Source organism: Streptomyces sp. 11x1 (genome assembly GCF_032598905.1).
In the GTDB taxonomy this organism is placed as follows: Bacteria; Actinomycetota; Actinomycetes; order Streptomycetales; family Streptomycetaceae; genus Streptomyces.
This window is the reverse complement of record NZ_CP122458.1, coordinates 4,988,247-5,015,061: the sequence shown is the minus strand read 5'-3', so window position 1 is coordinate 5,015,061 and position 26,815 is coordinate 4,988,247. Positions and strand designations below refer to the sequence as shown.

22 protein-coding genes and 1 pseudogene are annotated in these 26,815 nt (G+C 72.5%); 13 read left to right on the top strand and 10 right to left on the bottom strand.

The genetic code is table 11. The annotated features are described in order from the left end of the window. Nucleotides 1–42 precede the first annotated feature (42 nt). The gene (locus tag P8T65_RS21955; RefSeq protein WP_316726992.1) at nucleotides 43–807 is read right to left on the bottom strand and encodes a hypothetical protein; all 765 of its coding nucleotides are present in this window, start codon (nucleotides 805–807) and stop codon (nucleotides 43–45) included. Between the two features lie 451 nt (nucleotides 808–1,258). Here P8T65_RS21955 and P8T65_RS21950 point away from each other — a divergent pair, with 451 nt between their 5' ends. The 5 genes from P8T65_RS21950 to P8T65_RS21930 all read left to right on the top strand — a co-directional run bounded on the left by P8T65_RS21950 (nucleotide 1,259) and on the right by P8T65_RS21930 (nucleotide 5,781). Beyond that, on the top strand, nucleotides 1,259–1,774 hold the full coding sequence (locus P8T65_RS21950) for a DinB family protein (protein WP_316726991.1): 516 nt from the start codon (nucleotides 1,259–1,261) through the stop codon (nucleotides 1,772–1,774). 192 nt (nucleotides 1,775–1,966) lie between these two features. Beyond that, nucleotides 1,967–2,866: a bile acid:sodium symporter family protein gene (locus P8T65_RS21945; protein ID WP_316726990.1), complete on the top strand. Its 900-nt coding sequence runs from the start codon at nucleotides 1,967–1,969 to the stop codon at nucleotides 2,864–2,866. A 290-nt stretch (nucleotides 2,867–3,156) separates the two neighbouring features. Further along, a complete protein-coding gene (locus P8T65_RS21940; protein ID WP_316726989.1) occupies nucleotides 3,157–3,723 on the top strand; it encodes a hypothetical protein in 567 nt (188 codons plus the stop codon). Between the two features lie 194 nt (nucleotides 3,724–3,917). Further along, complete coding sequence (locus P8T65_RS21935) at nucleotides 3,918–5,195, top strand: helix-turn-helix transcriptional regulator (RefSeq protein ID WP_316726988.1); 1,278 nt, start codon at nucleotides 3,918–3,920, stop codon at nucleotides 5,193–5,195. Between the two features lie 52 nt (nucleotides 5,196–5,247). Then, nucleotides 5,248–5,781: a hypothetical protein gene (locus P8T65_RS21930; RefSeq protein WP_316726987.1), complete on the top strand. Its 534-nt coding sequence runs from the start codon at nucleotides 5,248–5,250 to the stop codon at nucleotides 5,779–5,781. Between the two features lie 33 nt (nucleotides 5,782–5,814). Here P8T65_RS21930 and helR read toward each other — a convergent pair whose 3' ends face one another. Then, entirely contained in the window at nucleotides 5,815–8,172 is a 2,358-nt protein-coding gene (gene helR, locus P8T65_RS21925; protein ID WP_316726986.1) for an RNA polymerase recycling motor ATPase HelR, read from the bottom strand. A 127-nt stretch (nucleotides 8,173–8,299) separates the two neighbouring features. Beyond that, complete coding sequence (locus tag P8T65_RS21920) at nucleotides 8,300–9,571, bottom strand: glycosyltransferase (RefSeq protein WP_316726985.1); 1,272 nt, start codon at nucleotides 9,569–9,571, stop codon at nucleotides 8,300–8,302. A gap of 260 nt (nucleotides 9,572–9,831) precedes the next feature. Between P8T65_RS21920 and P8T65_RS21915 the strand changes: the two genes are divergently transcribed. Both P8T65_RS21915 and P8T65_RS21910 read left to right on the top strand, forming a co-directional pair. Further along, on the top strand, nucleotides 9,832–10,239 hold the full coding sequence (locus P8T65_RS21915) for a YciI family protein (RefSeq protein WP_184906038.1): 408 nt from the start codon (nucleotides 9,832–9,834) through the stop codon (nucleotides 10,237–10,239). Nucleotides 10,240–10,262: 23 nt separating this feature from the next. Next, a complete protein-coding gene (locus P8T65_RS21910) occupies nucleotides 10,263–11,402 on the top strand; it encodes a DUF6596 domain-containing protein (RefSeq protein ID WP_316731663.1) in 1,140 nt (379 codons plus the stop codon). 226 nt (nucleotides 11,403–11,628) lie between these two features. Here P8T65_RS21910 and P8T65_RS21905 read toward each other — a convergent pair whose 3' ends face one another. Both P8T65_RS21905 and P8T65_RS21900 read right to left on the bottom strand, forming a co-directional pair. After that, nucleotides 11,629–12,042 (bottom strand): VOC family protein, encoded by a 414-nt coding sequence (locus tag P8T65_RS21905; protein ID WP_184906036.1) that lies wholly within the window; start codon nucleotides 12,040–12,042, stop codon nucleotides 11,629–11,631. Between the two features lie 110 nt (nucleotides 12,043–12,152). Further along, nucleotides 12,153–12,425 carry a hypothetical protein gene (locus tag P8T65_RS21900; protein ID WP_316726984.1) on the bottom strand — a complete coding sequence of 91 codons (273 nt, stop codon included), beginning with the start codon at nucleotides 12,423–12,425 and terminating at the stop codon, nucleotides 12,153–12,155. A gap of 168 nt (nucleotides 12,426–12,593) precedes the next feature. Here P8T65_RS21900 and P8T65_RS21895 point away from each other — a divergent pair, with 168 nt between their 5' ends. The 3 genes from P8T65_RS21895 to P8T65_RS21885 all read left to right on the top strand — a co-directional run bounded on the left by P8T65_RS21895 (nucleotide 12,594) and on the right by P8T65_RS21885 (nucleotide 16,355). Then, complete coding sequence (locus P8T65_RS21895) at nucleotides 12,594–15,224, top strand: histidine kinase (RefSeq protein WP_316731662.1); 2,631 nt, start codon at nucleotides 12,594–12,596, stop codon at nucleotides 15,222–15,224. Further along, nucleotides 15,221–15,904: a response regulator transcription factor gene (locus P8T65_RS21890; RefSeq protein WP_316726983.1), complete on the top strand. Its 684-nt coding sequence runs from the start codon at nucleotides 15,221–15,223 to the stop codon at nucleotides 15,902–15,904. Before P8T65_RS21895 ends, P8T65_RS21890 begins: the two co-directional genes overlap by 4 nt. Nucleotides 15,905–15,992: 88 nt before the next feature. After that, nucleotides 15,993–16,355 (top strand): SCO4225 family membrane protein, encoded by a 363-nt coding sequence (locus tag P8T65_RS21885; RefSeq protein WP_316726982.1) that lies wholly within the window; start codon nucleotides 15,993–15,995, stop codon nucleotides 16,353–16,355. A 94-nt stretch (nucleotides 16,356–16,449) separates the two neighbouring features. Here the strand turns inward: P8T65_RS21885 and P8T65_RS21880 are convergent, their stop codons facing one another. The 4 genes from P8T65_RS21880 to P8T65_RS21865 form a co-directional block, all read right to left on the bottom strand. After that, nucleotides 16,450–17,046, bottom strand: coding sequence for a TerB family tellurite resistance protein (locus tag P8T65_RS21880; protein ID WP_316726981.1), 597 nt, complete (start codon nucleotides 17,044–17,046; stop codon nucleotides 16,450–16,452). A gap of 201 nt (nucleotides 17,047–17,247) precedes the next feature. Beyond that, nucleotides 17,248–18,993: a DEAD/DEAH box helicase gene (locus P8T65_RS21875; RefSeq protein WP_316726980.1), complete on the bottom strand. Its 1,746-nt coding sequence runs from the start codon at nucleotides 18,991–18,993 to the stop codon at nucleotides 17,248–17,250. 94 nt (nucleotides 18,994–19,087) lie between these two features. Beyond that, a complete protein-coding gene (locus P8T65_RS21870) occupies nucleotides 19,088–19,291 on the bottom strand; it encodes a cold-shock protein (RefSeq protein ID WP_005483357.1) in 204 nt (67 codons plus the stop codon). Between the two features lie 272 nt (nucleotides 19,292–19,563). Next, nucleotides 19,564–20,400, bottom strand: a complete 837-nt coding sequence (locus P8T65_RS21865) for a hypothetical protein (protein WP_316726979.1) — start codon at nucleotides 20,398–20,400, stop codon at nucleotides 19,564–19,566. Nucleotides 20,401–20,822: 422 nt separating this feature from the next. On the opposite strand from P8T65_RS21865, the gene P8T65_RS21860 reads away from it, so the two are divergent. Next, entirely contained in the window at nucleotides 20,823–23,360 is a 2,538-nt protein-coding gene (locus tag P8T65_RS21860; protein ID WP_316726978.1) for a SpoIIE family protein phosphatase, read from the top strand. Between the two features lie 13 nt (nucleotides 23,361–23,373). Here P8T65_RS21860 and P8T65_RS21855 read toward each other — a convergent pair whose 3' ends face one another. Further along, nucleotides 23,374–24,036, bottom strand: coding sequence for a DUF2637 domain-containing protein (locus P8T65_RS21855; RefSeq protein WP_316726977.1), 663 nt, complete (start codon nucleotides 24,034–24,036; stop codon nucleotides 23,374–23,376). A gap of 349 nt (nucleotides 24,037–24,385) precedes the next feature. On the opposite strand from P8T65_RS21855, the pseudogene P8T65_RS21850 reads away from it, so the two are divergent. Next, nucleotides 24,386–25,508, top strand: a pseudogene (locus P8T65_RS21850) (serine hydrolase domain-containing protein). A 57-nt stretch (nucleotides 25,509–25,565) separates the two neighbouring features. Then, a complete protein-coding gene (locus tag P8T65_RS21845) occupies nucleotides 25,566–26,762 on the top strand; it encodes a YihY/virulence factor BrkB family protein (RefSeq protein ID WP_316726976.1) in 1,197 nt (398 codons plus the stop codon). Nucleotides 26,763–26,815 lie beyond the last annotated feature (53 nt).

Here is a 26,815-nt window from a genome sequence, read left to right as displayed (position 1 = left end):
ACCGCCGACTCGGCCCCCACCGGCCCACCGGTACCGCGGACATCACTTCACCACGATGGTGTCCCCGGACGACGTCGACGGTCCGGTGGTGGTGTTGCCGTAGTACACCCAGCGCCACGTGCCCGTCCTGGTGGCCTTAACAGTCGTCCTGAGGCCACCCGAGCCGTTCGCGTACACCTTCTTCACCGTGGTGTAGGAGGTGGTGCCGGCGGGCTTGAACTGCAGGCTCACCCGGCGGCCTCCGTAGGAGGCGTACTTCCTGGTCTCCCAGTTGGCCCGCGTGACCTTTCCGGTCACGGTGATGGTCCTGTCCTTGGCCACCGGTTCGGGCGAGGCGTTCACGGTCAGGCGGGAGTTGCGCTTGACGTGGACCGTCAGATTCTTGTCGTCGGTGTCACCGCCGCCGCCCTCGAAGTACACCTCGGCCCCGACCTTCCAGGCCCCGGCCTCGCTGTTCCGCATATCCCACACGCTCGGGTCGAAGTACATCGTCTCGTTGAAGTCGCAGACGCCCGAGCTCACCTTGATGCAGTCGCTCGTCTCGACGGCGTGCCACAGCCGATCACCCGCACCACCCCGGTACAGGAACACCGCCGGCCACTTCCACTTGTGCGTGGTCGTCATCCGGAAGGAGGCGGGCGCCGCCACCTCCTTCGACACTCCGATCACAATGGGCTTGCCGCCGTTCACCTGGACACGGGTGAACGAGACCCCACCCTCGGCCGCCCCGGCCGGCGACGCGGCCACGGCCGTGAACACCGCCGCCGCACCGCCGGCTACGACGGCTCTCCAGACCTGCTTCCCCACCTGATCCCCAATCTCCTTACGGCAAGGCACCGAAGGCTCATTCTTCCCGCGCCTTGCAGACGGCCGGCATCCGCACGGGGTTGCAGACCCGCGGATCACAATCGGGTGTCAGACGGTCCGGGACCGCCCATCCCGGTCGGCTCGGCCCGGCAGGGGGCCGAGCCGACCGGGATGCGGTCTCATGGGTTCGGCCGTGCTGACGCGCCCTACGCACGCCCGATGATGTGCGCCGCCCCGGGCGAGGCCTGGACCGACTGGCGGCAGTCCGGCGCGGCCGGCGGTGTCCTACGAGATCCCGGTCGAGCGGCCCGCGCGGTGACGTGCGTGGGCGGTGCCACGGTGTCCAGCCGTGGCCGCGGGCGCGGCACTCGGGGCGAACTGCGGGCTGTCCGACGCGCCTTGGACGGGAAACCAGGCGGCATCCGGAGACCGGGGCCTCTAACGTGCGCGCATGTCACCCTCACTTGAGCGTCCCCCCTTTCAGGCCGACGAACGCACCGCGCTCCTCGGCTGGTTGGATCTGCAACGGCAGATCCTGAGATGGAAATGCGAGGGCCTGAGCGAGGCCGACGCGCACCGCTCCGTCATCCCGACCTCGCCGGCGATGACGATGGCCGGGCTCATCAGCCATATGCGGTGGGTCGAACACACCTGGCTCGAAGTGCTGTTCCTGGGTGGCGACAAGACGCAGAATCCGTCCCTGGTCGAGATGGGCGCGGACGCGGACTGGCGTACCGACGGCAGCTCGCTGCGGCAACTGCTCGCGGAGTACGAGGCCCAGTGCGTCCGGAGCAACGAGATCGTGGCCGGGGCATCCCTGGACGACGTCGGCCGCCACCCCGACTTCCGCTCCAGCAGCGCCAACCTCCGCTGGATGCTCATCCATCTCGTCGAGGAGACCGGACGGCACGCGGGCCACGCGGACATCGTGAGAGAGCTGCTCGACGGGGGAAAGGGGTACTACTAGGGCGCATCGGAACTGCCCACGCAAGACGCCCCGTTGTAGGAGGGCCAGCGGCGTCGGGCCGCCCATCACGCCGGTCGGCCGAAGCCTTGTAACAGAGGGTCGGTGCTGCTTCACTGTGGCGACCTACGGGCCCCGTGCGGCAGTTCGCGCAGTCTTCGCTGCCTTCATGCCGTCCTCCAGGAAGCGTGACGCATGAAGGATTCAGCGCTGGTCACGACCGGCTTGCCCGTCGCGCTCGCCATCATCATGTTCGGTCTCGGGCTCTCGCTCACCACGGCCGACTTCAAGCGGGTGGCGCGTTCGCCGAAGGCGGTCGTGTTCGCGCTGACCGTGCAGATCGTGGTGCTGCCGCTGGTCGCCTTCGGGCTGGTCAAGGTCTTCGACGTGGACCCGTTGCTCGCGGTGGGCGTGATGCTGCTCGCCGCGTCACCGGGCGGTACCACCGCCAATCTCTTCAGCCATCTGTTCCGCGGGGACGTGGCGTTCAACATCACCCTCACCGCGATCAATTCCGTGCTCGCGGCCGTCACCATTCCCCTCGTCACCAACCTGGCCATCAACCACTTCGACGCCGAGGGCGACCTGGGACTGCAATTCGGCAAGGTGCTGCAGGTGATCGCCATCGTGCTGATCCCGGTCGGGATCGGCATGCTCGTCCGGCGGCGGTCCGCCGACTTCGCCGCCCGCGCCGACCGTCCGGTGCGGGTGTTCTCCATCGCCGTCCTGGTCGCGGTGTCCCTCGCCGCGCTGTTGGGAGAGCGGGAGAACCTCGCCGACTACCTTCGCCAAGTCGGCCTGGTCACCGGCATCTTCTGCCTCGCCAGCCTCGGCATCGGCTACGGCGGTGCCCGAGCGCTTCGCCTCAGTCAGCCTCAGGCCGTCGCCAGCGCCATGGAGGTGGGGATCCACAACACGACCGTGGCCCTCACCATCGCCCTGAGCATCCTCGACAGCACCGAGGTCGCCATTCCCAGCGCCGTCTACTCGGTTCTGATGTACGTCCTGGCGACGGCTTTCGGGTACGCCATCACCCGGGACCGTCCAGGGGCTCCCTCAGGGGCTCCTTCAAAGAGTTCCTCCACGGCGGGCTGAGCCCACGAGTCCGCTCCCCTGTCGAGTCCCGGGTGCGGTCAAGGACGTGTCCCAGGGCATTCCCAGGACCCCGTTCTTCGCAGGCCAACAGGGGTGGGACCGTTCTGCCGCCCGGGATGGGGCGGCCGCCGTTGTGGTGGGTCCCGGCGTCCTCGAAGCTCTGGGTGTCGCCCCGACCGGGTCACCACGACCGGCCCGGCCGCCGTGGGGCGACGACACCCTCCCGACCCTGCGTACCGGGCATCTCCGTGCCCGAGCGCCGGGTCGACGACGAGAGATGGATGACGCACATGAACACGAAGTTCTCCGCCCGCCGCGGCTACGGTCTCCGCGCGGCCGCCGCCGGTCTCGTCCTCGCCGTAGGGCTCGGTGTGTCGGCGCAGATGCCGGCGCAGGCGTCCGTCCCCGCCTCGGCCCAGGCGACCACCGCCACGTCGAAGCCGGCCGCCGTCGCCGTCCAGTCGAAGCCGGTCGCCGAACCGAAGTCGGTCACCGGTACGCCCGGCACCGTGGTGACCCGCGTCGCCGACTTCTACGGCGCGTACATCGACGCGAAGGGCGACTACGCGGACCCGGACACCACGCTGGCCAAGGCGCTCCGCAAGCACTACCTGACGCCCGACTTCGCCAAGCGGCTGGCCGCCTGGGAGAAGAAGAACGGGGCCGACGGCGTCCTGCGCGCCCAGAACGTTCCGGCGCGGTGGACGGTGTCCGACAACGGCAGCATGGGGCACAGCCACGAGGTCGTGGTCACCCTGACCTTCGGCAGCGGAACGACGACGCAGAAGGTCAAGCTCTTCGTGGTGGTGGAGCGGTACGACCGCATCGCCGACATCGGGATCACGAGCGCCCGCTGACGGCGGTGCCCCGTCCCGTGCCGTCCGGTACGACAGCGGGCGGCACCGGGGCCGGGCAGCGGTGGAACCATCCCCCTGCATCTGACGTGCAGTGATACGTGTACTGATACGCGTAGTGATGCGCGTACTCATACGTGCGGTGACGACAGGGCCCGGGATGCGGGATCGCGGGCGGCGGGGACGGCGGGGAAACGATGTCGATTCAGGGCGATGCCGACGAGTTCGCGGCGCTGCTGCGGCGTCTGAAGGACCGTACCGACCGGAGCTACGGCTCCCTCGCCCGCCGTCTCAACATGAACACCTCCACGCTGCACCGGTACTGCGCGGGCGATGCCGTACCCCAGGACTACGCGCCCGTGGAGCGGCTCGCGGCCTTCTGCGGCGCGACACCACAGGAGCGGCTCGAACTGCACCGGCTGTGGCTGTCGGCGGTCGCGGCTCGTCAGCGGGTGCGTACGGCGGAAGCGCCGGAAGAGGAGATTCCGTCTCCGGCACCGACTGCGAGCGAGGAGGAGAACGAGGACGCACACACGCACGCACACGCCGACACGGACGGGACCCTCGCCGGACAGGGCGGCCCCGCAGAACACCCCGACCCGGACGTGCGCTCCCCCTCCTCCGCTCCCCGCCCCCTTCCCTGGTACCGCCGACGGCCGGTCCTGGCCTCCACAGCCGCTACCTGTGCCCTGCTCGCCGGCACCCTCGTCGGCTTCACCGCGCTTTCGGACGGTCGCTCCTCCGAGGCCCAGCCGGACCCCTCCGGTACCGGTTCCGCGAGCTCCGGCCCCGCCACCCCGGGCGCCGACGGCCGCTCCACGAACCCGGCCCCCGCCCCGCCCCTCACCTGGAGCGTCGACTCCCTCGTCTGGGACAAGGGGTGTGACCACGACTACGTCATCGACAAGCCGCCCGCCCAGGTGCCTCCCCCACCGTCGGAGCAGGACGCCGGGGTCTGGGCGGCGACGCAGAACGCGGTGCACGGGCGGCAGACCAAGGTGCGGATCTCGGTGCAGGGGAAGTCGTCGGCGGCCGTGGTCCTGGACGCGCTGCATGTCCGCGTCGTCGGCCGCGACACCCCGGACGGCGGGACCGCGTACAACATGGGCCAGGGCTGCGGCAGTGAGCTCACGCCTCGCCGCTTCACGGTGAACCTCGACGCGGACCGCCCCATCGTCCACCCGAAGGACGGCGAGGACGGCGCCGACGGCGGACGCGTCCTCCCGGCCGTCCGCTTCCCGTACCGTGTCTCCGCCGACGACCCCGAGGTGCTGCTGGTCGACGCGACGACACAGACCTACGATGCCCGCTGGTACCTCGAACTCGACTGGTCCTCCCAGGGCCGCACCGGCACGATCCGAATCGACGACCACGGCCGCCCTTTCCACACCGCCAGTATCAAGGGAATGCCGCACTACTGGTACGGCACGGACGACACGGGAGGGCGGGCCTGGGTCCCCCTCGACAGCGACTAGCCACCGCCAAATCCACTGGGACCATCAGTGATCGACAGGGAGGCGTCTCCGTATGACCGACGCTGAGGGCGACCCCGTTCCGCGTCAACAGCAGACCACCATCGCGGTGACCGGGCACCTGGATCTGACTGAACGGGCCGTCCCCCTGGTGCGCGCGGCGCTGGACGAGCTGCTCAAGCCGTACGCCGGGGACGCCGGCCCGCTCGTCGGGGTGTCCTGCATCGCCAAGGGGGCCGACACGGTCTTCGCCGAGGCCGTGCTCGCCGCCGGGGGTCGGCTGGTCGTCGTCGTGCCCTCCCGGGACTACCGGCGCGGCGTCGTCGAGCCCGAGCACGGGGGCTCGTACGACCGGCTGTCGGCGGCCGCCGAGGAGGTCGTCGTGCTGCCCTACGAGACGGCCGACAGGGAGGCGTACGAGGCCGCCAACGCCGTGCTCGTCCAGCGGGCCGACCGCCTCGTGGCCGTGTGGGACGGTGCGCCACCCACCGGCATGGGCGGCGGCACCGCCGACGCCGTGGTCGCGGCGCGGGCGGCCGGGATCCCCGTGGACGTCGTCTGGCCGGAGGGAGCCGCCCGCGGCGGCTGAACCCCGGGGTGAACGTCCCGCGTGAATTCAGGCTCAGACGCTCGTGAGGATCACCAGGCGCTGGGTCGCCCGGGTCATCGCCACGTAGTGGTCCACCGCCCCCTCGATGCCCTCGCCGAAGGATTCCGGGTCGACGAGGACCACGAAGTCGAATTCGAGGCCCTTCGAGAGTTCGGGGGTCAGCACGCGGACCCGGGGCGTCGCGCCGGCCCACGTCCCGGAGGCCGGTGTGGAGTTCGGTGCGGTGATCACGCATGCCGTGCCGTCGGCGTTGGCGGCCAGCCAGGCGTCGAGGGTCGAGGTCAGGGCCGTCGTCAGGTCCGACGTCGGGGTGTGGTCGACGGGGATGCCGTTGCTGCGGATCGACGTCGGGACGTTCGCGTCGGGGAGTGCGGCGCGGATCACCGGTGCCGCCTCCGTCATGATCTCCTCCGGGGTGCGGTAGTTGATGGTGAGGGAGGACTGCGTGATGCGGTCCAGGCTCACCCGGTTCAGCCGGTCCTCCCAGGACTCCGTGAAGCCGTGCCGGGCCTGGGCGCGGTCGCCGACGATCGTGAAGCTGCGGGACGGGCAGCGCTGCAGCAGCATCTGCCATTCCGCGTCCGTCAGTTCCTGCGCCTCGTCCACGACGATGTGTGCGAAGGGGCCCGCCAGCAAGTCCGGGTCGGCGGTGTGGAGTTCGGAGTCGTCGACCAGGCTCACCCGGGCGTCCTCACCGCGCAGCATCGTCACCAGGCCCTCGCCGTCGTCGCCGTCGGCGCCCGAGTTGGAGACCGCCTCGATCAGGTTGTCCACGACCTGGGTCATCCGCTCGCGCTGCGCGGCGAGCGTGGCCTCGTGGCGGCGTTTGCGGCGGGCCGTCTCCGGGTCGCCGAGGCGCCGGCGGGCGGCGTCGAGGAGGGGGAGGTCGGAGGTCGTCCACGCCTGGGGGTCGTCGCGCTGGAGGAGCCGGACCTCGTCACGGCTCAACCAGGGCGCGCACAGCCGCAGGTACGCCGGTACCGACCACAGGTCTCCCACCAGGTCCGCCGCCTCCAGCAGCGGCCAGGCCCGGTTGAAGGTCGTGACCAGGTCCCTGTTCTGGAGCAGGGACCTGCGGAGGAGGGCCGGGGGTACGGCCGTCTCGGCTTCGGGGTCTTGGTCGGGGTTCCCGTCGGGGTCGGTCGCGGCCTCGTGCCTGTCCGTCAGGATCGTCAGCAGTTCCTCCCAGACCTGGTGGCGGGCCTCGTTGTGCGGGGTGCCCGGTTCCGCCGCGTCGAAGGCCGCCGTCCAGTCGGCGGGGCTCAGCCGGATGTCGGACCAGGGGGTCGTCACCGTCATGCCCTCGGTGGGCGGTTCCTCGTAGAAGCGGACGGCCTTCTCGATGCCGTCGGCCAGCGCCGCGGACGACTTCAGACGGGCCACCTCCGGGTCGGGCTCGACGCCGGCCGCCGCCCCCTCCTCGACCAGGTCGCGCAGGATGCACGTCTGCACGCCCTCCTCGCCGAGGCTGGGCAGGACGTCGGCGACGTAGGAGAGGTACGGGCGGTGGGGGCCGACGAAGAGGACGCCGCCCCGGCGGTGGCCCAGCCGGGGATCGGAGTGGAGGAGGTACGCGGAACGGTGCAGGGCGACGACCGTCTTGCCGGTGCCGGGCCCGCCGTCCACGACCAGCGCGCCCCGGGAGTTCGCGCGGATGATGGCGTCCTGGTCGGCCTGGATGGTGCCGAGGACGTCCCGCATGCGTTCCGACCTGTTGGTGCCGAGGCTGGCGATGAACGCGGACTGGTCGTCGAGGGCGGCGGTGTGCTGGTGGTCGGTGAGGCTGTCGAGCTCGGACGAGGAGAAGACCTCGTCCCAGTAGTCGCTGATACGGCCGTCGGTCCAGCGGTAGCGGCGGCGGCTGGTGAGGCCCATCGGGTTGGCGTGGGTCGCGCCGAAGAAGGGTTCGGCGGCGGGGGAGCGCCAGTCGACCAGCAGGCGGCGGCCCGTGGTGCTGTCGGTGAGGCCCAGGCGGCCGATGTAGACGGGGGTCTCGGGGTCGTCCTCGGTCACCATGCGGCCGAGGCACAGGTCCAGGCCGAAGCGGCGCAGGGTGCGCAGACGGGCGGTCAGCCGGTGGATCTCCGTGTCGCGGTCCATGGCGTGGCGGCCCAGACCGCCGGGGGCCCGCCGTTCGGCGTCGAGCTGGGCGGAGACCTCGGCGATCGACCGGGCGAGGGAGGTGGCGAGGTTCGCGAAGTGCCGCTCGTCGGTGGAGAGGAGGGCGGGGCCGGCCTTGGCGGAGAGCCGCTCGGGGAGACGGAACGCGCTGGGGTGGGTGGGGGCGGAAGCCGGCTCGGGGGTGGAGTTGGTGGTGGGGGTGGGGGCGGAGGTGGTCGGGGGGTGCATCTCGTCTACTCCGAAGGTCATGTCCGCGTGCTCCGGGTGTGGAGTGAGGGGCGGGGTGAGGGGCGCGTCACGGGGGGGGGGAGGGAGGTGGGAGGGGGGAGCGTGTCGGGCGTGGGGGAATGAGGGCGGGCGCCCCCGGCACCCCGGCTCATGCTGACGTAGACCGCCGCTCCCCTCCGTACATGTCCAGCAGCAGCCTCGCCGCCCGCGCCGCCCCGTCCGGCAGGACCGTCCCGGCGACCTCGGCCGCCCGCGTCGCCGTCTCCGGCGCCAGGGCCACCTTCAGCGCCGCCGACAGGGACTCGAACGTCGGGGTCGGGCCCTCGTGGGCCACGCCGATGCCCAGTTCGGCCACCCGGCTCGCGAAGTACGGCTGGTCCGCGCCCTGGGGCACGACCACCTGGGGCGCGCCCGCCCAGGTCGCCGTCGTCGTCGTACCCGCGCCGCCGTGGTGGACGACGGCGGCGACGCGGCGGAACAGCGCGTGGTGGTTGGCCTCGCCGACGACGAAGCAGTCGTCCCGGTCGTCGAGGGCGGCCAGTTCCGCCCAGCCCCGGGAGAGGATGACACGGCGGCCGTGGGCGCGGATCGCCTCGACGGAGGCTCGGGCGACGTCCTCGGAGCCGCCGATGGCGATGCTGCCGAAGCCGACGTAGACCGGCGGCGCGCCCGCGTCCAGGAACGCCGTCAGCTCGGCCGCGAGCGGCCGCTCGTCCGGCACGATCCAGGTGCCGGTCTGCACGACGTCGAGACCGGGGAACGACTCTCCCTCCGCAGTCGCCTCCGAGGGCCACGGCCTCCACGGATCCAGCACCGGGTCCGTCGCCAGCCAGGGCCGGGTGGTGAAGACGTGGTCGCGGACGGCGGCCACGGGTGGCAGGCCGACCGATGCCCGATGGGTGTCGATCACCTCGCCGAACACCTCGCTCGCGCTCCGGGCGTCGTAGTCCCACAGGGCGCGGTTGTCGGTCGTGTCCGTCGGCAGCGGCCGCCCCGGCCGGGCCATCGGCGGATGGTGGGGCGACGGCAGCGTGACGGACTGGAAGCTCGCGTACACGTACGGGATGCCCAGCTTGTCGGCCACCGACCGCACACAGGCCGCGGCCGGGAGCAGCCCCGTCGCCACCAGCACGTCGCAGCCCTCGGCCGCCTCGGCGACCGTGTCGAACTCGGCCAGCAGCTCGGCCGCCCGCCGTGGCACACCGCCCGGCGTCGGCGGCGCCGCCGCGGTCATCAGCGCGCGTACGGGCCGGCCGAACGGCACCAGCGGTACGCCGACACTCGCCAGCCGCCGCGCGAACTCCTCGTCCGGCGGCGCGCACACCCGCACCTCCGCGCCGAGCTCGCGCAGCCGGACCGCGAGTCCGACCAGCGGCTCGACGCCCCCGCGCGAGTCGTAGTTCGCCAACAGCACACGCATCGAAGCGCCCCCGGTGTTCGTCGAATCAGGCTCAGGCCGGAGATTCTGCGGCACCACGGGGGCCTTGCCGCAAGCCCCCCGGTGCGCTATACGTTGAGAGTGGCAAGGAGTACATGACTCCTTGCCTTTGTCGTGTCCGGCCCGTCTCCGCAAAAAATCTTCGGGAAAAATCCCACGGCGATGTCGAGACCCCGCGTCCAGCTCCGTCCCCGGTATGAACGCGACCACAATGGGTCGCCAGAGGACCGAGGAGTACGACCATGGCCAAGTACCTGCTGCTGAAGCACTACCGAGGCGCCCCGGCCCCGGTCAACAACGTGCCGATGGACCGGTGGAGCCCCGAGGAGATCTCGGCGCACATGCAGTACATGAACGACTTCGCGGCCCGGCTGGAGAAGACCGGCGAGTTCGTCGACGGCCAGGCGCTCGCGCCCGAGGGAGCGTGGGTCCGCTACGACGGTGAGGGGCGCCCGCCGGTCACCGACGGCCCGTTCGCCGAGACCAAGGACCTGATCGCCGGCTGGATGGTCATCGACGTCGACAGCTACGAGCGCGCCGTCGAGCTGGCCGGTGAGCTGTCCGCCGCCCCCGGGGCGGGCGGCAAGCCGATCCACGAGTGGCTGGAGGTACGCCCGTTCTACGGCGTGCAGCCCACCATCACGGAGTGACGGCACACGTGCGGCACGAAGTGATGGACGAGGTCCAGCTCAGGAGTCTCACGCCGAGCGTGCTCACCGTTCTCGTCCGCCGCGGAGCAGACTTCGCGGCGGCCGAGGACGCCGTGCAGGACGCGCTGGTCGAGGCGCTCCGCGTCTGGCCGGCCGATCCGCCGCGTGATCCCAAGGGCTGGCTGGTCACCGTGGCCTGGCGCAGGTTCCTCGACGCGGCCCGCGCCGACGCCGCCCGCCGCCGACGTGAGGACCGCGTCGAGGAGCAGCCCCCGCCCGGACCCGCGCCCGCCGTGGACGACACGCTCCAGCTCTACTTCCTGTGCGCCCACCCGTCGCTGACCCCGGCCTCGGCGGTCGCGCTCACCCTGCGGGCCGTCGGCGGCCTCACCACCCGGCAGATCGCGGAGGCCTACCTCGTCCCCGAGGCGACCATGGCGCAGAGGATCAGCCGGGCCAAGCGGACGGTCTCCGGTGTGCGCCTCGACCGGCCGGCCGACGTCGCCACCGTGCTGCGCGTGCTCTACCTCGTCTTCAACGAGGGCTACTCCGGTGATGTCGACCTCGCGGCCGAGGCCATCCGGCTCACCCGGCAGCTCGCGGCCGCGATCGACCACCCCGAGGTGGCCGGGCTGCTCGCGCTCATGCTGCTGCATCACGCCCGGCGCGCGGCCCGGACGGCGCCCGACGGCAGCCTGGTGCCGCTCGCCGAGCAGGACCGGGCGCGGTGGGACACACGTCTGATCGCCGAGGGCATCGGGATCCTCCAGGCGGCCCTCGCCCGCGACCGGCTCGGCGAGTTCCAGGCCCAGGCCGCGATCGCCGCCCTGCACGCCGACGCGCCCACGGCCGCCGAGACCGACTGGGTGCAGATCGTCGAGTGGTACGACGAGTTGGCGGCTCTGACCGACAACCCCATCGTCCGGCTCAACCGCGCGGTCGCCGTGGGCGAGGCCGACGGACCGCGCGCCGGTCTCGCGGCCCTCGCCGAACTGGACGCCTCCCTGCCCCGCCACACCGCGGTCGCGGCCCACCTCCACGAGCGCGACGGCGACCTGACCACGGCGGCCCGTCTGTACGGCGAGGCCGCCGACAAGGCCCCCAACCTCGCCGAACGCGCCCACCTCACCCGCCAGGCCGCCCGGCTCAACGCCCGCCGATAAGGCACACCGCCTCGCGCCGCTATGCGCTCACATGCTCAAACGGACGTCAGCCACTCAGACCACGCCTGCGGCAGCGCACTGAAAATTCGCTCGTCTCCCCGCGAGTAGCCCGCCAACAACCTCATCGAGCCCTTCGGTCGCCTCGTCCGTCGGGTCCGCAGGCTCCACCGGGCGGTGGAGCCGAGAACTCAACGAGGCGTCGCACCCCTCGGTTGCGCGCGCCGGCTCAGCCCTGCGGCTCGCTGATGTTGACCATCCACGGGACGCCGAAGCGGTCCGTACACATGCCGAAGACGTCGCCCCACATCTGTTTGTCGAGCGGGACCGAGACGGAACCGCCCTCGGACAGCTTTTCCCAGTAGCCGCGCAGCTCGGTGTCGTCGTCCCCGCTGAGGCTGACGGAGAAGCCGCCGCCGGGCTGGTACTCCATGCCGGGCGGGGTGTCGGCGCCCATGAGGGTGAAGCCGTTCGGCGCCTCCAGCATGCCGTGCATGATCTTGTCCGACTCGGGGGCGCCCGGCTGACCGAAGTTGCCGAAGGTGTGCAGCGTCAACTCGCCGCCGAAGACCTCCTTGTAGAACTCCATCGCCTGCCGGGCGTCGCCGTCGAAACTGAGGTAGGGGTTGAGCCGTGAGACCATGAGAACCTCCCTGAAACGGACAAACGGGCATACGGTCGGTTGTCCGGAGACTAGCCCCCGGCACTGACAACGGCATGCCGGGAGCGGTCGCGAAGGGGCCTCGGGTGTGCTCAGCTCTTCGTCGGCTCCAGGTCCGTGTCGGCTATCTGGGAGGCCAGCTTCGGGCGGACCGTGATCAGGTCGGCGGCGATCGGGTCGTGGAAGTACTTCCGGTAGAGCTTGACGTAGGTGCCGTCGTCGATCATGGCGTCGAGCGGCAGCGGGCTGGGCCGGTGTCCGTGGGGAGGACGACGGCGGTGGTGGGACGGCTGGTGTTCGTGTGCGCGGCCCTCCTCGCCGTCCACAGCCTGTGGACGCCGGACGCCGGACGCCGCCGCACCCACCCCGTCCCCACCCCCCGCACCCACCCCCATCCGAACCCCCCGGTCCGAACCCGAACCCGAGCGCCCCGCCCCCGTCCCCGCCCCACCTATAACCCAGGTACGAGGCGGACCTCGGTCTCCAGCCGGACTCCGGGTGGGGGGTCTCCGCTCTAGCCTGGGGGCGCCATGATGCGGACAGAGGACGACCGGCTGTTCCCGGTCCTGCTGATCGTCGCCCAGGCCGTGGTGTGGCCCGGGGCGGCACTGGCGCGCGGGACCGTCCCGGAGGGGCCGGCCCTTCTGGTGGCCGCCCTGGTTGCCGGAGTCGTGACGGCCGCGCTGGTGCTGCGCCGCAGCCGCCCCGTGGTCGCGCTCGTCGTGGTCGCCGCCGCGTGCGCGCTGGGCGCCGGGCCGCTGCCCGTCGGAGCGACGGCCCTGCTCGGCACGGCGGGCGTCGCGCTGGCCCTGTACACCGTGGCGACCGAACGCGACACCTTCACCGCTGTGTTGTGCGTGGTGGCGCTCGCCGCCTGGCAGGGCCTGATGCAGATCAGCCTGCACGGCCTCGGCGACCCCTCGGGCCTCGACCTCGTCCTCACCGCTCTCCTCTACGCCACCGCCTGCGGCGCCGGTCTCCTCGTACGGCGGGCCCGGCGCGCACGGTGGGCGGCCGAGCAGCGGCTGCAGCGGGCCGAGTCGGAGCGGCATCGGCTGCCGACGGTCGAACGGCGGCGTATGGAGCGGGAGTTGCACGATGTCAGCGCCCACCATCTGACGGCCGTCGTCGTCACGGCGGGGGCCGCGCTCGGACTGCGCGACCAGCGGCCCGAACTGGCCGGACAAGCACTGGAGTTCGCGGTCGAGACCGGTCGCGAGGTCACCCGGGCGCTCGGCGCGGTACGGGCACCGGCGCCCTCCCGGGAGGACCTGCCGTCGCCGGTGGAACGGCTGTCGGACCTGGTCGCCGGGTTCCGCCGCCTCGACCAGCGGATCGACTGCGAGCTCGAACCGCTGCCGGACGGGGCCGTCGCGGACGCGGCGTACGGCATCGTGCGCGAGGGCCTGACCAACGTGGCACGGCACGCGCCGGGCGCGCACACGCGGGTGCGGGTGCGGTACGGCGAGACCCGCACGGACGTCGTGGTCACGAGTGCGGCGCCGCCCGCCGGGACGACGGTGCACGCGGCGGGTCTCGGGGGCGGGCGGGGTCAGGGGTTCCTGCGGTCACGGGCGCGGGAGGCGGGCGGCACGCTGACCAGCGGGCCCACGGGGGAGGGCGGTTGGGAGATACGGGCGGCGCTGCCCGGGCGGACGGCCGCGCCGGTGGAGGCGGCGCTCCCGCGTGGCTACCGGGTGGCACAGCTGGTGGCCGCCGCCGGCCTCGTCCTGCAACCGCTGCTCCCGGCGCTGGTCATCCGCCCGGACACCGCGACGGCCACCCAACAGGCCTCCGCCGGCTCCCTCTTCGCCCTGCTCGCCGCGGCCCAGGCCCTCACCCTGCTCTGGCTCCCCCGCGCGCCCCGAACCGCCCTCACCACGCTCCTCGCCCTCCCCCTCCTCTGGCCCCTGGCCATGACCGCGACCCACTACACCGGCCCACCCCTCCTCCCCCCGGCCCTGAGCCTCCTCACCACATGCGCGGCCATCACCCTCCAAACGGCACGCGGCATCGCGAACGCCCCCGGGACGACCACGGATGCGACGGACGGGGCGTGGGAGCCAACGACAGCAACGGCGCCGTCCCAGCCGAGCAAGGCGGGCGACATGGGGCACGGCCCCGCGGATGCGCCGCGCGGCCCCGGAGACGCGCCGCGCGGGCCCGTGGACGCGACCGGCCCGGTCTCGGCCTCCGCCTCCGCCGTAGGCCGCGCGGACGCGCGGGGCCCTGTCCCGCCCCGCCCCCACCGCACCCTCGGCGTGTTCCACGCCCCCCGGTCTCGTCGCCCCCATCGCTCCCTCCCTCTCCGCCTCCTCCTCCCCACATCGACCCGCCCCCTCGCGTTCCCCCTCGCCGCCGTTGTCGTGCACAGCCTCGCCGCCGTCGTCGCCCTGGTCGGGCAGGGGAACGGGGGTTTCGGGTGGGGGGTCGGGGTGTGCGGTGGGGTGGTGGTCGTGGTGGGGGGTGCCGTGTGGGGCGGGGTGGTGCGCGGGCGGCGGGTCAGGGGGGACCGCGGCGCGCGGGACGAGCGGGTCGCCCTGTGGACCGAGGAGGCCGTGCGGGACGCCTGGGCCGAGCGGCGGCGGATCGCAGCGGGGCTGGAGACGACCGTGCTGTCCCGGACCGCCGACATGGTCGAGGAGGCCGAGGCGGGCCGCCTCGACGCGGTCGCCGACCGCGCCCGCGAGGCCCTCGCCGCGATGCGCGCCCTGCTCGACACCGTCCGCGACGGCGAACGCGACGCGGGCCCCGGCCGCAGTCCGCAACCCACCCTCCAGGCCCTCGACCTGCTCGCCCACCAGTCCCGGGCCACCGGCCGCGACGTGCGGATACGTCTGACCGACCAGGTGCCCGAACGCCTCCCCACCGCCGTCGACCTGGCCGCCTACCACGCCGCCGAGACGATCCTCGCGGCCGGCGGCGACCAGCCGACGATGCTCGAGTTCGACGCGCACGACGGTACGTTGACGCTCACTGCCACCGGCGTGCCGCACGCCGGGCGCACCGCCGTACTGGAGCGGCTGACGGCCCGCGTCGCGCCGCTCGGCGGCACCCTGACCATCGGCGGCCCGGACACGGTCCACCTCCGGCTGCCGCTCGCAGCGGCACCGGTTCCGCAGCAGGGCGACGCGACAGAGGACGAAGAGGGAAGTGACGGATGAGCCTCAGGGTGCTGGTCGTCGACGACCAGGGCATCGTACGGGCGGGGTTCGCCGCCGTGATCGACGCGGAGGAGGACATGACGGTCGTCGGTGAGGCCGCCGACGGCGCCGAAGCGGTGCGGCTCGCCGAGGAGTTGGCACCGGACGTCGTCGTCATGGACGTACGGATGCCCCAACTGGACGGCATCGCCGCGACCCGCATCATCACCGGCCGGGACCACGCGCCCCGCGTCCTCGTCCTGACCACCTTCGACCTCGACGCGTACGTCTTCGACGCCCTGCGCGCCGGCGCCTCCGGCTTCCTCCTCAAGGACGTGCACGCCGCCGAACTGCTGGCCGGCATCCGCGTGGTGGCCGCCGGTGAGAGCGTGCTCGCCCCCTCCGCGACCCGCCGCCTCATCGGCCACTACGCCTCCGGTACGACCCCGGGTACGGCGGACGGCGGCGGCCTGCGCGCCCTCGACGCGCTGACCGGCAGCCAGCGCACCGTTCTCTCCCTGGTCGCCACCGGACTCACCAACGCGGAGATCGCCGAGGAGCTCGGCATCACCGTCGGCACCGTGAAGTCCCACGTCAACGCGCTGCTCCGCAAGCTCGGTCTGCGCGACCGCGTCCAGGCCACGATCCTCGCCTACGACCTGGGCCTGGCCCGCCCGAACCCCCCGGGCACCCACCTCTGAGACCCGCCCCGACCGACCGCATCAGGACACAAGGACACCACGACACCAGGAAACAAGGACACAGGACACAGGACACCAGGATCGCCCCATGACCGAGGAACCCGCTCTTCCCGACCCCTCCAGCTCTCCCGAGCCGCACCGCGCGTTCCCGGCGCGCCGCCGCGCTCGTCCCCGCCCCGGCGATCTCCTCGCCCTCGCCTACCTCGTGCTCTGCGTCGGCCTGTTGGTGTGGGCGGTGGCGATGAGCTCCGACGACGGCTCGGGCGGGTCCATGGCGATGGTCGTCCCCATCCTGGCCTCGGCGCCGGTGAGTTTCCTGTGGCTCGCCCTGCCGGACGGGGCCGCGATGGCCGTCGTCGCCGTGATGCTGGGCGGCCTGGCCAACGCGGCCGTCATCGTCTGGTGCGGCCGCGCCCTGCGCCGGGGCACCCGCCCAAACCCGTTGCCCTGAGTCACGGAAAGGCGCCCCGCGTCGCACAGACCGGCGGCCGGTGTCAGCCACGAAGGTCTGCCGGTGTGTCAGCCGCACAGAGCGGCGGCCGATGTCAGAGACCGAACTCCTGCGGGGACAGGCCGAGGGCGGCGCACGCCTCGCGCAGGACCTGCTCCTCGGTCTGCGCGATGTACCCGTCCGCGCCCGCCACCACGAAGCCGGTCTGGACGACCGCCCGTGCCTCGGTCGGCTTCTTCGCGGCCTTGGCGATCTCCGTGAGGGCCTCGGCCTTGCCCTGCTGGAAATTGCGGGAGAGCTGGTCGACGTGGCGGTTGAACCGCTGCCGCAGCTGGTCGGCGGGGAAGTTCTGCAGGACGTCGTTGTTGAGGATCAGCGACTCCACGTGCTGCCGCTCGGCCGGGTCCACGTTCCCGTCGGCGGCGGCGACCAGTGCGCACATCGCCATGCTGGCGTCCCGGTAGGCACCGCTCTTCAGCTCCGTCTTGAGGGAGGTGAGCTGGGACTTGAGCGCGCTCACCAGCTGGGCCTTGGAGCCGCCGGAGGACCGCCCGGACCCCGAGGACCTGCCGGCTCCCATGGAACCCAGCGGCCCCGCCCCCGGCTGCCCGTGTCCGCTGCCGCCCCGCGCGCCCTGCGCCTGCTGCTGCAGACCCTTGGCCTGGTCCTTGATCCGGTCCCACATCGCCATGCGTGCCACCTCGGCTTCAGCCCGTGTCGTGCCGGTCGTTCCGGTCGTCCGCGTGCGTTCCGCACGTCTCCCTGTGAACGCCCGCCACCCCCGTGGGAGTTCCTCGACCGACCCACGCCGTCGTCCGCGCGTACTTCGAGTAGCTGGCCTGAGCCACGCCGCGCCGTGCGCCGCGGCATGCGTCTTGTCGTACCGGCAGGCTCAGCGGCCGTTGCCCTTCGCAGGGGCGCGGCGGCGTCCCTGGGCGGACGGGCGGCTGCGACGGCCGCGTGACGCCGAGGAGGGGCGGGCGGCCGGCTGCTGGGTGACCGGCGGGGTGAGGACGACCGGGACGCCGGAGGGGGCCTGCGCGCCGGTGATGCGGTTCAGCTCGACACCGCCGGAGCGGACCCGCGTGGTCGTCGGGGTGATGCCGGCGACCGCCATCAGCCGGGTCACGTCACGGCGCTGGTGCGGCAGGACGAGCGTGACGACCGTGCCGGACTCGCCCGCGCGGGCCGTACGGCCGCCCCGGTGCAGGTAGTCCTTGTGGTCGCCCGGCGGGTCGACGTTGACGACGAGGTCGAGGTCGTCGACGTGGATGCCGCGCGCCGCGACGTTCGTGGCGACCAGGGCGGTGACGTCCCCGTCCTTGAACTGGCTCAGGGCCCGGTTGCGCTGCGACTGCGACTTGCCGCCGTGCAGGGCGGCGGCCCGCACGCCCACCGCCAACAGCTTCTTCACCAGTCGGTCCGTCGCGTGCTTGCTGTCCAGGAACATGATCACGCGCCCGTCGCGGGCGGCGATCTCGGTCGTGGTGGCGTGCTTGTCGTCGTCCTCGATGTGCAGCACGTGGTGGTCCATCGTCGTGACGGCGCCCGCGGACGGGTCGACGGAGTGGACGACGGGGTCGTGCAGGTAGTCGCGGACCAGCCGGTCGACGTTGCGGTCGAGGGTGGCGGAGAACAGCAGCCGCTGGCCGTCGGGGCGCACCTGGTCGAGCAGCGCGGTGACCTGCGGCATGAAGCCCATGTCGGCCATCTGGTCGGCCTCGTCGAGGACGCTGATGGCGACCTGGTCGAGCCGGCAGTCGCCGCGGTCTATGAGGTCCTTGAGCCGGCCGGGGGTCGCCACGACCACCTCGGCGCCACCGCGCAGCACGCTCGCCTGCCGTCCGAGGGACATGCCGCCGACCACGGTGGCGAGCCGCAGCCGCAGCGCGCGGGCGTAGGGGGTGAGTGCGTCGGTGACCTGCTGGGCCAGTTCGCGGGTGGGGACGAGGACGAGGGCCAGCGGCTGCCGGGGCTCGGCGCGCTGTCCGGCCGTACGGGCCAGCAGGGCGAGACCGAAGGCGAGCGTCTTGCCGGAGCCGGTGCGTCCACGGCCGAGGACGTCACGTCCGGCCAGGGAGTTCGGTAGCGTCGCGGCCTGGATGGGGAACGGCTCGGTCACCCCTTCGGTCCGCAGCGTCTCCAGCACCTTTGCGGGCAGCTCCAGTTCGGCGAACGTCTCGACGGCCGGCAGTGCGGGCGTGACGGTGACCGGCAGCGCGAACTCGCCACCGGTGGGGGCCGCCACGGTCCGCCCGCCGCCCCGGCGACCACGACCGGCCTTGGCCGCACCGCCGCGGGCCGAGCCGTTCTTGACGGCGCCGCCCTTGCCCTGGCCGCCCCTGGGGGTGTCCGTGCGGCCGCCGGTGTTCTTGGCGGTCCTGGCGGCGCCCCCGCGACCCGGGGTGGTCCTGGAGGTGTCGCCCCGGTCGGCGGTGTTCTTCGCGGCGTCGCCGCGGCCCGGTGCGGTGCCGCCCGTCGCTGCTCCGGCTCCGGCCGCACGGGAAGGAGCCCCTTGGTCACCCGTCCCCGCGCCGCGTGAGCGTCCGCGGTCGCTCCGGGCCGTGCTGGTGCGGGCGGAGCCCTCCGTACGGGACCGGGAGGAGCTGCTGCTGTTCGTACGAGCCGTGCGGTTCATGGGGACCTTCCTCGGTGCGGCGGCGCCTGTCGCACACGAGCCGGGGCCCGCGCCTTTCGGGCGCGGACCCCGGCTCATGCGTTACGCGTCAGCGTCAGGCAGGAACGATGTTCTCGGCCTGGGGGCCCTTCTGGCCCTGCGTGACGTCGAAAGTCACCTTCTGGCCTTCCTGAAGCTCACGGAAGCCGGAGGTGGCGATGTTCGAGTAGTGGGCGAAGACGTCGGGGCCGCCACCCTCCTGCTCGATGAAGCCGAAGCCCTTTTCCGAGTTGAACCACTTCACGGTGCCGGATGCCATGCTGAAACTCCCTTGATGCAGTGCCCGGAGCCCACACTGTGCGGACCCGGTGTCGCAGCAACGGTTCGACCCGACGGGAAGTTGAGAAAGTCCCGGAAAGCCCCGGAAACAACAAAGAGTGCTCGTCGACGGAAGGTCGAAGAGCACTCAGAAGCCTCTGGTAACCAAAACTGCCACTTCATGTCAAGGTAGCACAGGCGAGGGGTGCCCGCAGGGTGACACGACACACTCCTGCGGACGCCGCTCGGTGAGAAGCCGGGATCGGGAAGGGATCAGCCCTGCGTCGGGGGAGCCGGGGGCTGGGCCGGCGGAGACGGTGGGACCGGCTGAGCGGCGACCTGCGCACCGGGCGCACTGGGGGTGTCGGGCGCACCGGGGCCGGCCGGCGCACCTGGCGCTCCGCCGGGCGCGGCCTGCCAGGGCTGTGGCGGCTGCGCGGGTGCGGGGAGGGCCGTGGCGGGGCGGCGGGTGCCGAGAGCGGCGGTCACGCTCGCGCCGAGGGCCAGCAGGAAGGCGACGGCCAGCAGATAGAAACCGGCGCCGAAGGTGGTGGTCCGGCCGTCCCCGTCCCACTGGGTGTCGTTGAACGCCTCCGTCAGCACCGACAGCGTCGTGCCGAGCAGCAGGACCGACCCGCCGACGGCGAGCGCGGGGCCCAGCGGGAGTCGGCGGCTGCGGCCGGTCAGGAGCAGCACGGCGGCGGCGACGGCGACCAGGGCGCCGAGGAGCAGCAGAAAGCCGGAGAACTGCATGACCGACTCGGTCTTCCCGCCGATGTCCCCGCTGGAGTAGGACCACGGCTTCGCGACGGTCTCGTAGACCGGCTCCTCCTCGCCGATGTGCTGGACCGACTTGTCCAGCGTGGCGAACGAGGAGCCGAGGGCGAGGAGGGCGCCGAGGATCAGCAGCGCGCCGGTCGTGCGGTCGGAGGCCGCCGCGGGGTCCCCGGGCGGGGAGGCGGGTCTGCCGTAGCCGGCGGGCGGCGTGGCCGCGTACGGATAGGGCGTCCCTTGCTGCGGGGGCGGGGCCCAGCCGGGCACGGAGGCCATGGGCTGGTGCGGGGGTACGGGCTGACCCGTGTACGGGCCGGACTGCGTCGGTTCCGTCATCTTCCGATGATAGGGAGAGAAGATCGTGTGCATAAGGTGAAGTGCCCATCGGAACAGGAGAGTTGGAGATATATGGCCCGCCCTCGTGTGCTGCCGGCGGGCGCCCCTGGGCGTGGCGCTCGGGCGTCGTGGAGGAGTGAGGGTTCCGCCGGGGGAGCGGGAGAACTCCGGCGGGGGCGGAGCCTGATTCAGGGTGGACGCGGGTGGGTGACCGGCCCCGCACGGGAAGTTCGACACCCCGTCCACGCTCCTCGACCCGTCACAGCGCGGCCGCTGACCGTCCGCAGCGGAGCTGAGGCCCACCCGGCGGGCCGGGAATAGTGTGAAAAGGATGTAGAGGGACATATCGAAGATAGGGGTGCGGCCTAGGTGGGATGTGGCCTCGCCTGGACCGGAGCCCGGTGAGAGTGAGGTGGGCGGACATGGAGCGGCGTGTCGTCGGCGCACCGGGTGCGAGCTCGGGCCCGGGCCCCGCCGGTGAGGCATTGACCGCGCGGGCCACTGTCGACGAACAGGGCACCGTTACCGGCTGGAGCGCCGGCGCCGAACGCCTCCTCGGGTACGCCCCGACACAGATCCTGGGCCTGCCGGCGACCTCCCTGCTCGCCGAGCAGCCCCCGGCGGACGCACTCCCGGCCTTCTCCGACCTGCCGCGCTGGCACGGCACCCTCGTCCTCAGGCACCGCGACGGGCGCCGGCTGGAGGTCAGGGTGCTGGCGCACCACCGGACGTCCTACGGCGGGGTCCGCGACTGGTTCCTGGTCTCCGCCCTGACGGGGACGCTGCCGCGCCCCGGCGACGACGCGCTCGCGCTGCACGGCTTCCTCGACTCCCCGTCCTGCGCGACCTCGGTGCACGACACGGACCTGCGGTACCGCGCCGCGAACCAGGGCTCGGGCCGGGCGCTGGGCCTGAGCGACGACGACCTGCGCGGGCTGCGCATCTCGGAGGCCGTGGACGATCCCGCCGTGGGGGAGCTGGAGCGGGTGATGCGGCAGGTCCTGGAGACCGGCGAACCGCGATACCTGGAGAACCACACGCGGGCCCCCGGGGAGACCCGAGAGCACGCCTGGTCGGTGGACATCTACCGGCTCCACGGCGAGGACGGCCGCGTCCTCGGCGTGGCCACCACCGGGCACGACGTGACCGAGCAGTACTGGGCCCGCAAACGCCTGCAGCTGATCGCCGAGGCGGGCCGCCGCATCGGCAGCACCCTCGACGTGACGCGGACGGCGCAGGAACTGGCGGACATCGCCGTGCCGGACCTCGCCGACTTCATCAGCGTCGACCTGCTGGCCTCCCTCGACGAGGGCTTCTCCCCCGCTCTCGGCGCGGCGGAGGAGTACGGCCGGGTCCCGCGGCTGCCCGCGGCGGGCCACGCCCTCGCCCTGCGGCGGATCGCCCACCGGTCCGTCAACCAGGGGACGCCCGAGGCGGTCGTCGCGCCCGGCGAGGTCGACGAGTACCCGGACGGCTCGCCGCCGGTGCGAAGCCTGCGGTCGGGGCGTGCCGTGCTGTTCCAGGTGACCGAGCCCGCGATCGCCGACTGGGTGGCCGAGGACCCGCTGCGGACCGCCCGCATCCGCGACTACGGGTTCCACTCGGCGATGACCGTGCCGCTCACCGCGCGCGGCACCACCCTGGGTGTCGCCGTCTTCGCCCGCCACCGGCACCCCGACCCCTTCGAACAGGACGACCTCGTCCTCGCCGAGGAGCTGGCGGCCCGCGCGGCGGTCAGCATCGACAACGCCCTGCGCTACACGCGTGAACGCGGCACCGCCGTCACCCTCCAACGCAGCCTGCTGCCGCAGAGCCTGCCCGAGCAGGCCGGGGTGGAGGTGGCCTCCCGCTACCTCCCGGCCGGCGCCCGCGCCGGGGTGGGCGGCGACTGGTTCGACGTCATCCCGCTCTCCGGGGCCAGGGTTGCGCTGGTCGTCGGCGACGTCGTCGGACACGGCATCCACGCCTCGGCGACCATGGGCCGGCTGCGCACCGCCGTCCGTACCCTCGCCGACATCGACCTGCCCCCCGACGAGCTCCTCACCCACCTCGACGACCTGGTGGCCCGGCTGGCCACCGAGGCGGAGGCCGCGGAACGGCCCGGGGGGACGGGTGAGCGCGGCCGGGGCCGGATCACCGGGGGCGCCGCGGCGGACGTGACCACCGGGGTCGTCGGCGCGACGTGCCTGTACGGCGTGTACGACCCCGTGTCGCGGCGGTGCACGCTCGCGCGGGCCGGGCATCCGCCGCCGGTCGTGGTGGGGCCGGACGGCACCGCCGCCCTGCTGGACCTCCCGGCGGGGCCCCCGCTGGGCCTGGGCGGTCTGCCCTTCGAGTCGCTGGACACCGAACTGCCCGAGGGCAGCCTGCTCGCCCTCTACACCGACGGCCTGCTCGGGTCCCGCGACGCCGACGGCGACGGTTCCCGCACCGACATCGACGACGGCATCACCCGTCTGTGCCAGGCCCTCGACACCCCCGCCGCCGATTCCCTGGACACGCTGTGCGACCGGGTCCTGGGCTCCGTACTGCCGGAGCGGCCCACCGACGACGTGGCCCTGCTCCTCGTGCGCCCCCGCGCCCTGGACCCCGGCCGGGTCGCCACCTGGGACGTGGCCGCCGATCCCTCGGCCGTCGCCGAGGCCCGCAAGAAGGCGCTCGGCCGACTGGAGGCCTGGGGCCTGAACGACGCGGCCTTCGTCACCGAGCTGGTCGTCAGCGAACTGGTCACCAACGCCATCCGGCATGCCGAGCCGCCCGTCCGGCTGCGGCTCATCCACGACGAGAGCCTCATCTGCGAGGTCTCGGACGGCAGCAGCACGGCACCGCACATGCGCCGCGCCCGCAGCTTCGACGAGGGCGGCCGGGGTCTGCTCCTGGTCGCCCAGCTCACCCAGCGCTGGGGCACCCGCCCCACCCCGACGGGCAAGACGATCTGGACGGAACAGACCCTCGGATGACGCGCGCGGCCGCCTACCGCCTGCCCTGCTTGGCGCCGCCGAGGGTGTCCACGGCGTGCCGGGGGCCGGGCCCGGACGAGAACTGACCGACGAGTTCACGGAAACAGACCAGCGCGGTGATGGGCGGAATTCCGACGATCACCATGGCCAGCAGGGAACTCGCCGACTGGCCGATGCACAACGCGACCGCCGTGCCGGACGCGAGCAGCATCACCGCCCAGGAACGCCGGGCGGTGCGCTGTTGCACGGACGCCCGGAGAATCGACAGACCCGCCAGCAGCCACGGCCCGTACACGGTCAGCGGCCACCAGCGCGCGAGATGCTCCGACACCACCAGCAGCGCGATGTCGCGCAGCTGAATGTATGAATAGGAGACGGACCAAAAAAGCATGGTCAGTGCGCACACGACGATAGTCGTAATGAAGAACGCGACGGGCACGATCCGGGGGTTCCTGGCGAAGAAGTGGGCCCCCGGGCGGGGCCGTCGCCGGCTGACCGGGCGCCGCGGGAGGTCACGGACCTCGGGCAGCGTCGGTTCGGGCGCCAGGCCGTGCGTCCCGTACGCCATCTGGCTCAGCTCGGCGTCCGGGTCCCATACGTCCGAAGAGGCGCGCGGGCCCGGGAGCCAGATGGGCTGGGTGTCGATCTGCTGAACCCCGTCAGGGTTTTGACCCACCGAATCATAATCGGTTCTCATTTTGAATCATGCTCCATGAGGGATCCGCTTTTCCGACCGGCACGAGGAACGCCGAGCCTGATTTTTGGCATTCGGGAGAATAGCGATCGGCGCTGATTTCCGCGAGGAGCGAACCGCGGTGAATGGCCGTTGAAACACTCGAAGTGCCAGCCGCATCCGAACGAGTGAACTCGCGGAACGTTGTACGGTGCAGGGGCCTTTGCCCAGGGCTCGGACGGTGACGCTTGCCCCTTCGAGACCCCGTTCCGGGAAGGCGCCCCGACATGCGACGCACCCCCTCCGCCGTCCGTTCGCCGCCGCGCTGCTGGTGGCGTCCGTACTGGCCCCGATGGTGACGGCACCCGCGACCGTCGTGCACGCGGCGGCGGACCGGTATGACGAAGACCGGTACGACAAAGGCCGATACGACAAGGGCAGGTACGACAAGAATGAGTCGAGGGCGTCCGCCGCGAGGCCGGCATCGCCGGGGTCACCGTCGGCCTGTGGATGCCGGGCCAGGGATGCTACGTCCGTTCGACCGGTGTCGCCGACACCGTCACCCGTCGCCCGATGACCCCCGACCTGTTCCTGCGGATCGGCAGCGAGACCAAGACCTTCACGGCCACCGCGCTGCTCCGGCTCGTCGACGACCGCCGGGTGCGCCTGGGCGACCCGATCTCCCGCTACGTCCGGGGCGTCCCGGGCGGCCGCCGGATCACGCCGCGCCACCTCGCGCAGATGCGCAGCGGCCTCTTCCCCTACAGCGCCGACCCGGGCTTCGCGCGCGACCTGCTGAGCGACCCGAGCCGCTCGTTCACGCCCCGGGAGCTGCTCGCGTACGCCTTCAGGAACCCGAACACCTTCGCGCCGGGTGAGCGGTTCCAGTACTCCAACACCAACTTCGTCCTGCTCGGCCCGGTGGTGGAGAAGGTCAGCGGCACGCGCTTCGCCGACTACCTCCGTCGGCACGTGATCGGCCTGGCCGGGCTGCGCCGCACGCTGTTCGCCGAGGGCCCCGGCTTCCCCGAGCCGCACGCGCGCGGCTACACCGACCAGACGCTCAGCGGTGCGGTCGAGGACGCCACGGACCGGAACCCCAGCCGGGCCTGGGCGGCCGGCGCGATGATCTCAAAGCTGCGCGATCTGCGCCGCTGGGCCGAGGTCGTCGCCACCGGGACCCTGCTCAGCCCGCGGACCCAGGCCGAACGGCTCCGGATGCTGCCGACCGGCTTCCCCGGCACCGACTACGGCCTCGGCATCTTCGAGACCGGCGGCTGGATCGGGCACAACGGCTCCATCCCGGGTTACCAGAGTGTCACCGTCCACCTGCCGGAGCACAGGGCCCCCTGGTGCTGCTGCTCAACACCGACGTGACGTACCAGGGCCAGGAGCCGTCCTCGCTGGTCGCCCGCGCGATCACGGAGGTCGTCACCCCGGACAACGTCTACGACCGCCCGGCACCCCCGCGCTGAACGATGTGCCGTGAATGCATGTGTATGAGCCGTTCTCGGCCGGTTACCCGCACGGGCATGATGCGAACGCTGAATTGGCACAGAGGGCAGGGGCGGCATGGTGGGCACCCGGGCTACGGCGGCCACACCGACCAGGTCGGCCACACCGACCAGGTCGGCCACACCGACCAGGTCGGGCGCGACGACCGGTTCGAGCGCACCGAGGAGGACCGGCACGGCACGGAGGCCCGGCGCGGCCAGGAGGGCGAGGCCGCGCGGGCACCGGCGGCCGGGCCGGACGAGGAGGTGGAGCGGCGGGCGCCGGACAGCCCCGGTGAGTTGCCCAAACGCTCGTGGTGGGCGGTGCTGAAGGGCACCCTGAAGGAGTTCAAGAGGGACGAGCTGACCGACCGGGCGGCGGCGCTGACCTACTACGGGATCCTCGCCCTGTTCCCGGCGCTGCTGGCGCTCGTCTCCCTGCTGGGGATCGTCGGGCGCTCGGCGACGCAAGCGGTGCTGGACAACATCCAGCAGCTCGCCCCCGGTGCCGCGCGGGACGTCCTCACCAACGCCGTCCGGCAGATGCAGGACAACGCCGGGCTGGGCTCGATCATGGCGATCGCGGGCCTGGCGCTCGCGGTGTGGTCGGCCTCCGGCTATGTCGCGGCGTTCATCAGGAGCGCGAACGCGGTGTACGACGTCCCCGAGGGCCGTCCGGTGTGGAAGGTGCTGCCGGTCCGGGTCGGGGTCACGGTGGTGCTGATGGTGATGGCCGTGATCAGCTCCCTGATCGTGGTGTTCACCGGCGCCCTCGCCAAGGAGGTGGGCACCACCCTCGGGGTCGGTGACACGGCGCTGACCGTGTGGTCGATCGCGAAGTGGCCGGTGCTGGTCCTGCTGGTCACGATCATGATCGCGGTCCTGTACTGGGCCACCCCGAACGCGAAGGTCCGCGGCTTCCGGTGGATCACCCCGGGCAGTCTGCTCGCCCTGCTGATCTGGATGGTGGCCTCGGCCGGCTTCGCGTTCTACGTGGCCAACTTCGGCTCGTACAACCGGACCTACGGCGCGATCGCCGGCGTGATCATCTTCCTGGTGTGGCTGTGGATCACCAATCTGGCGATCCTCCTCGGCCTGGAGTTCGACGCCGAACTGGCGCGTCAGCGGGCCCTGGCGGGAGGCCACCCGCCCCACGAGGAGCCGTACGTCGAACCGCGCGACACCCGCGCGTGGGACGAGGAGGACCGACGGCGCTTGGGTGCCGACGGCCGCTGACGCGCGGCGCGGTGACACGCCGACGGATGGACCATCGGGCCGGTTTGCACGGC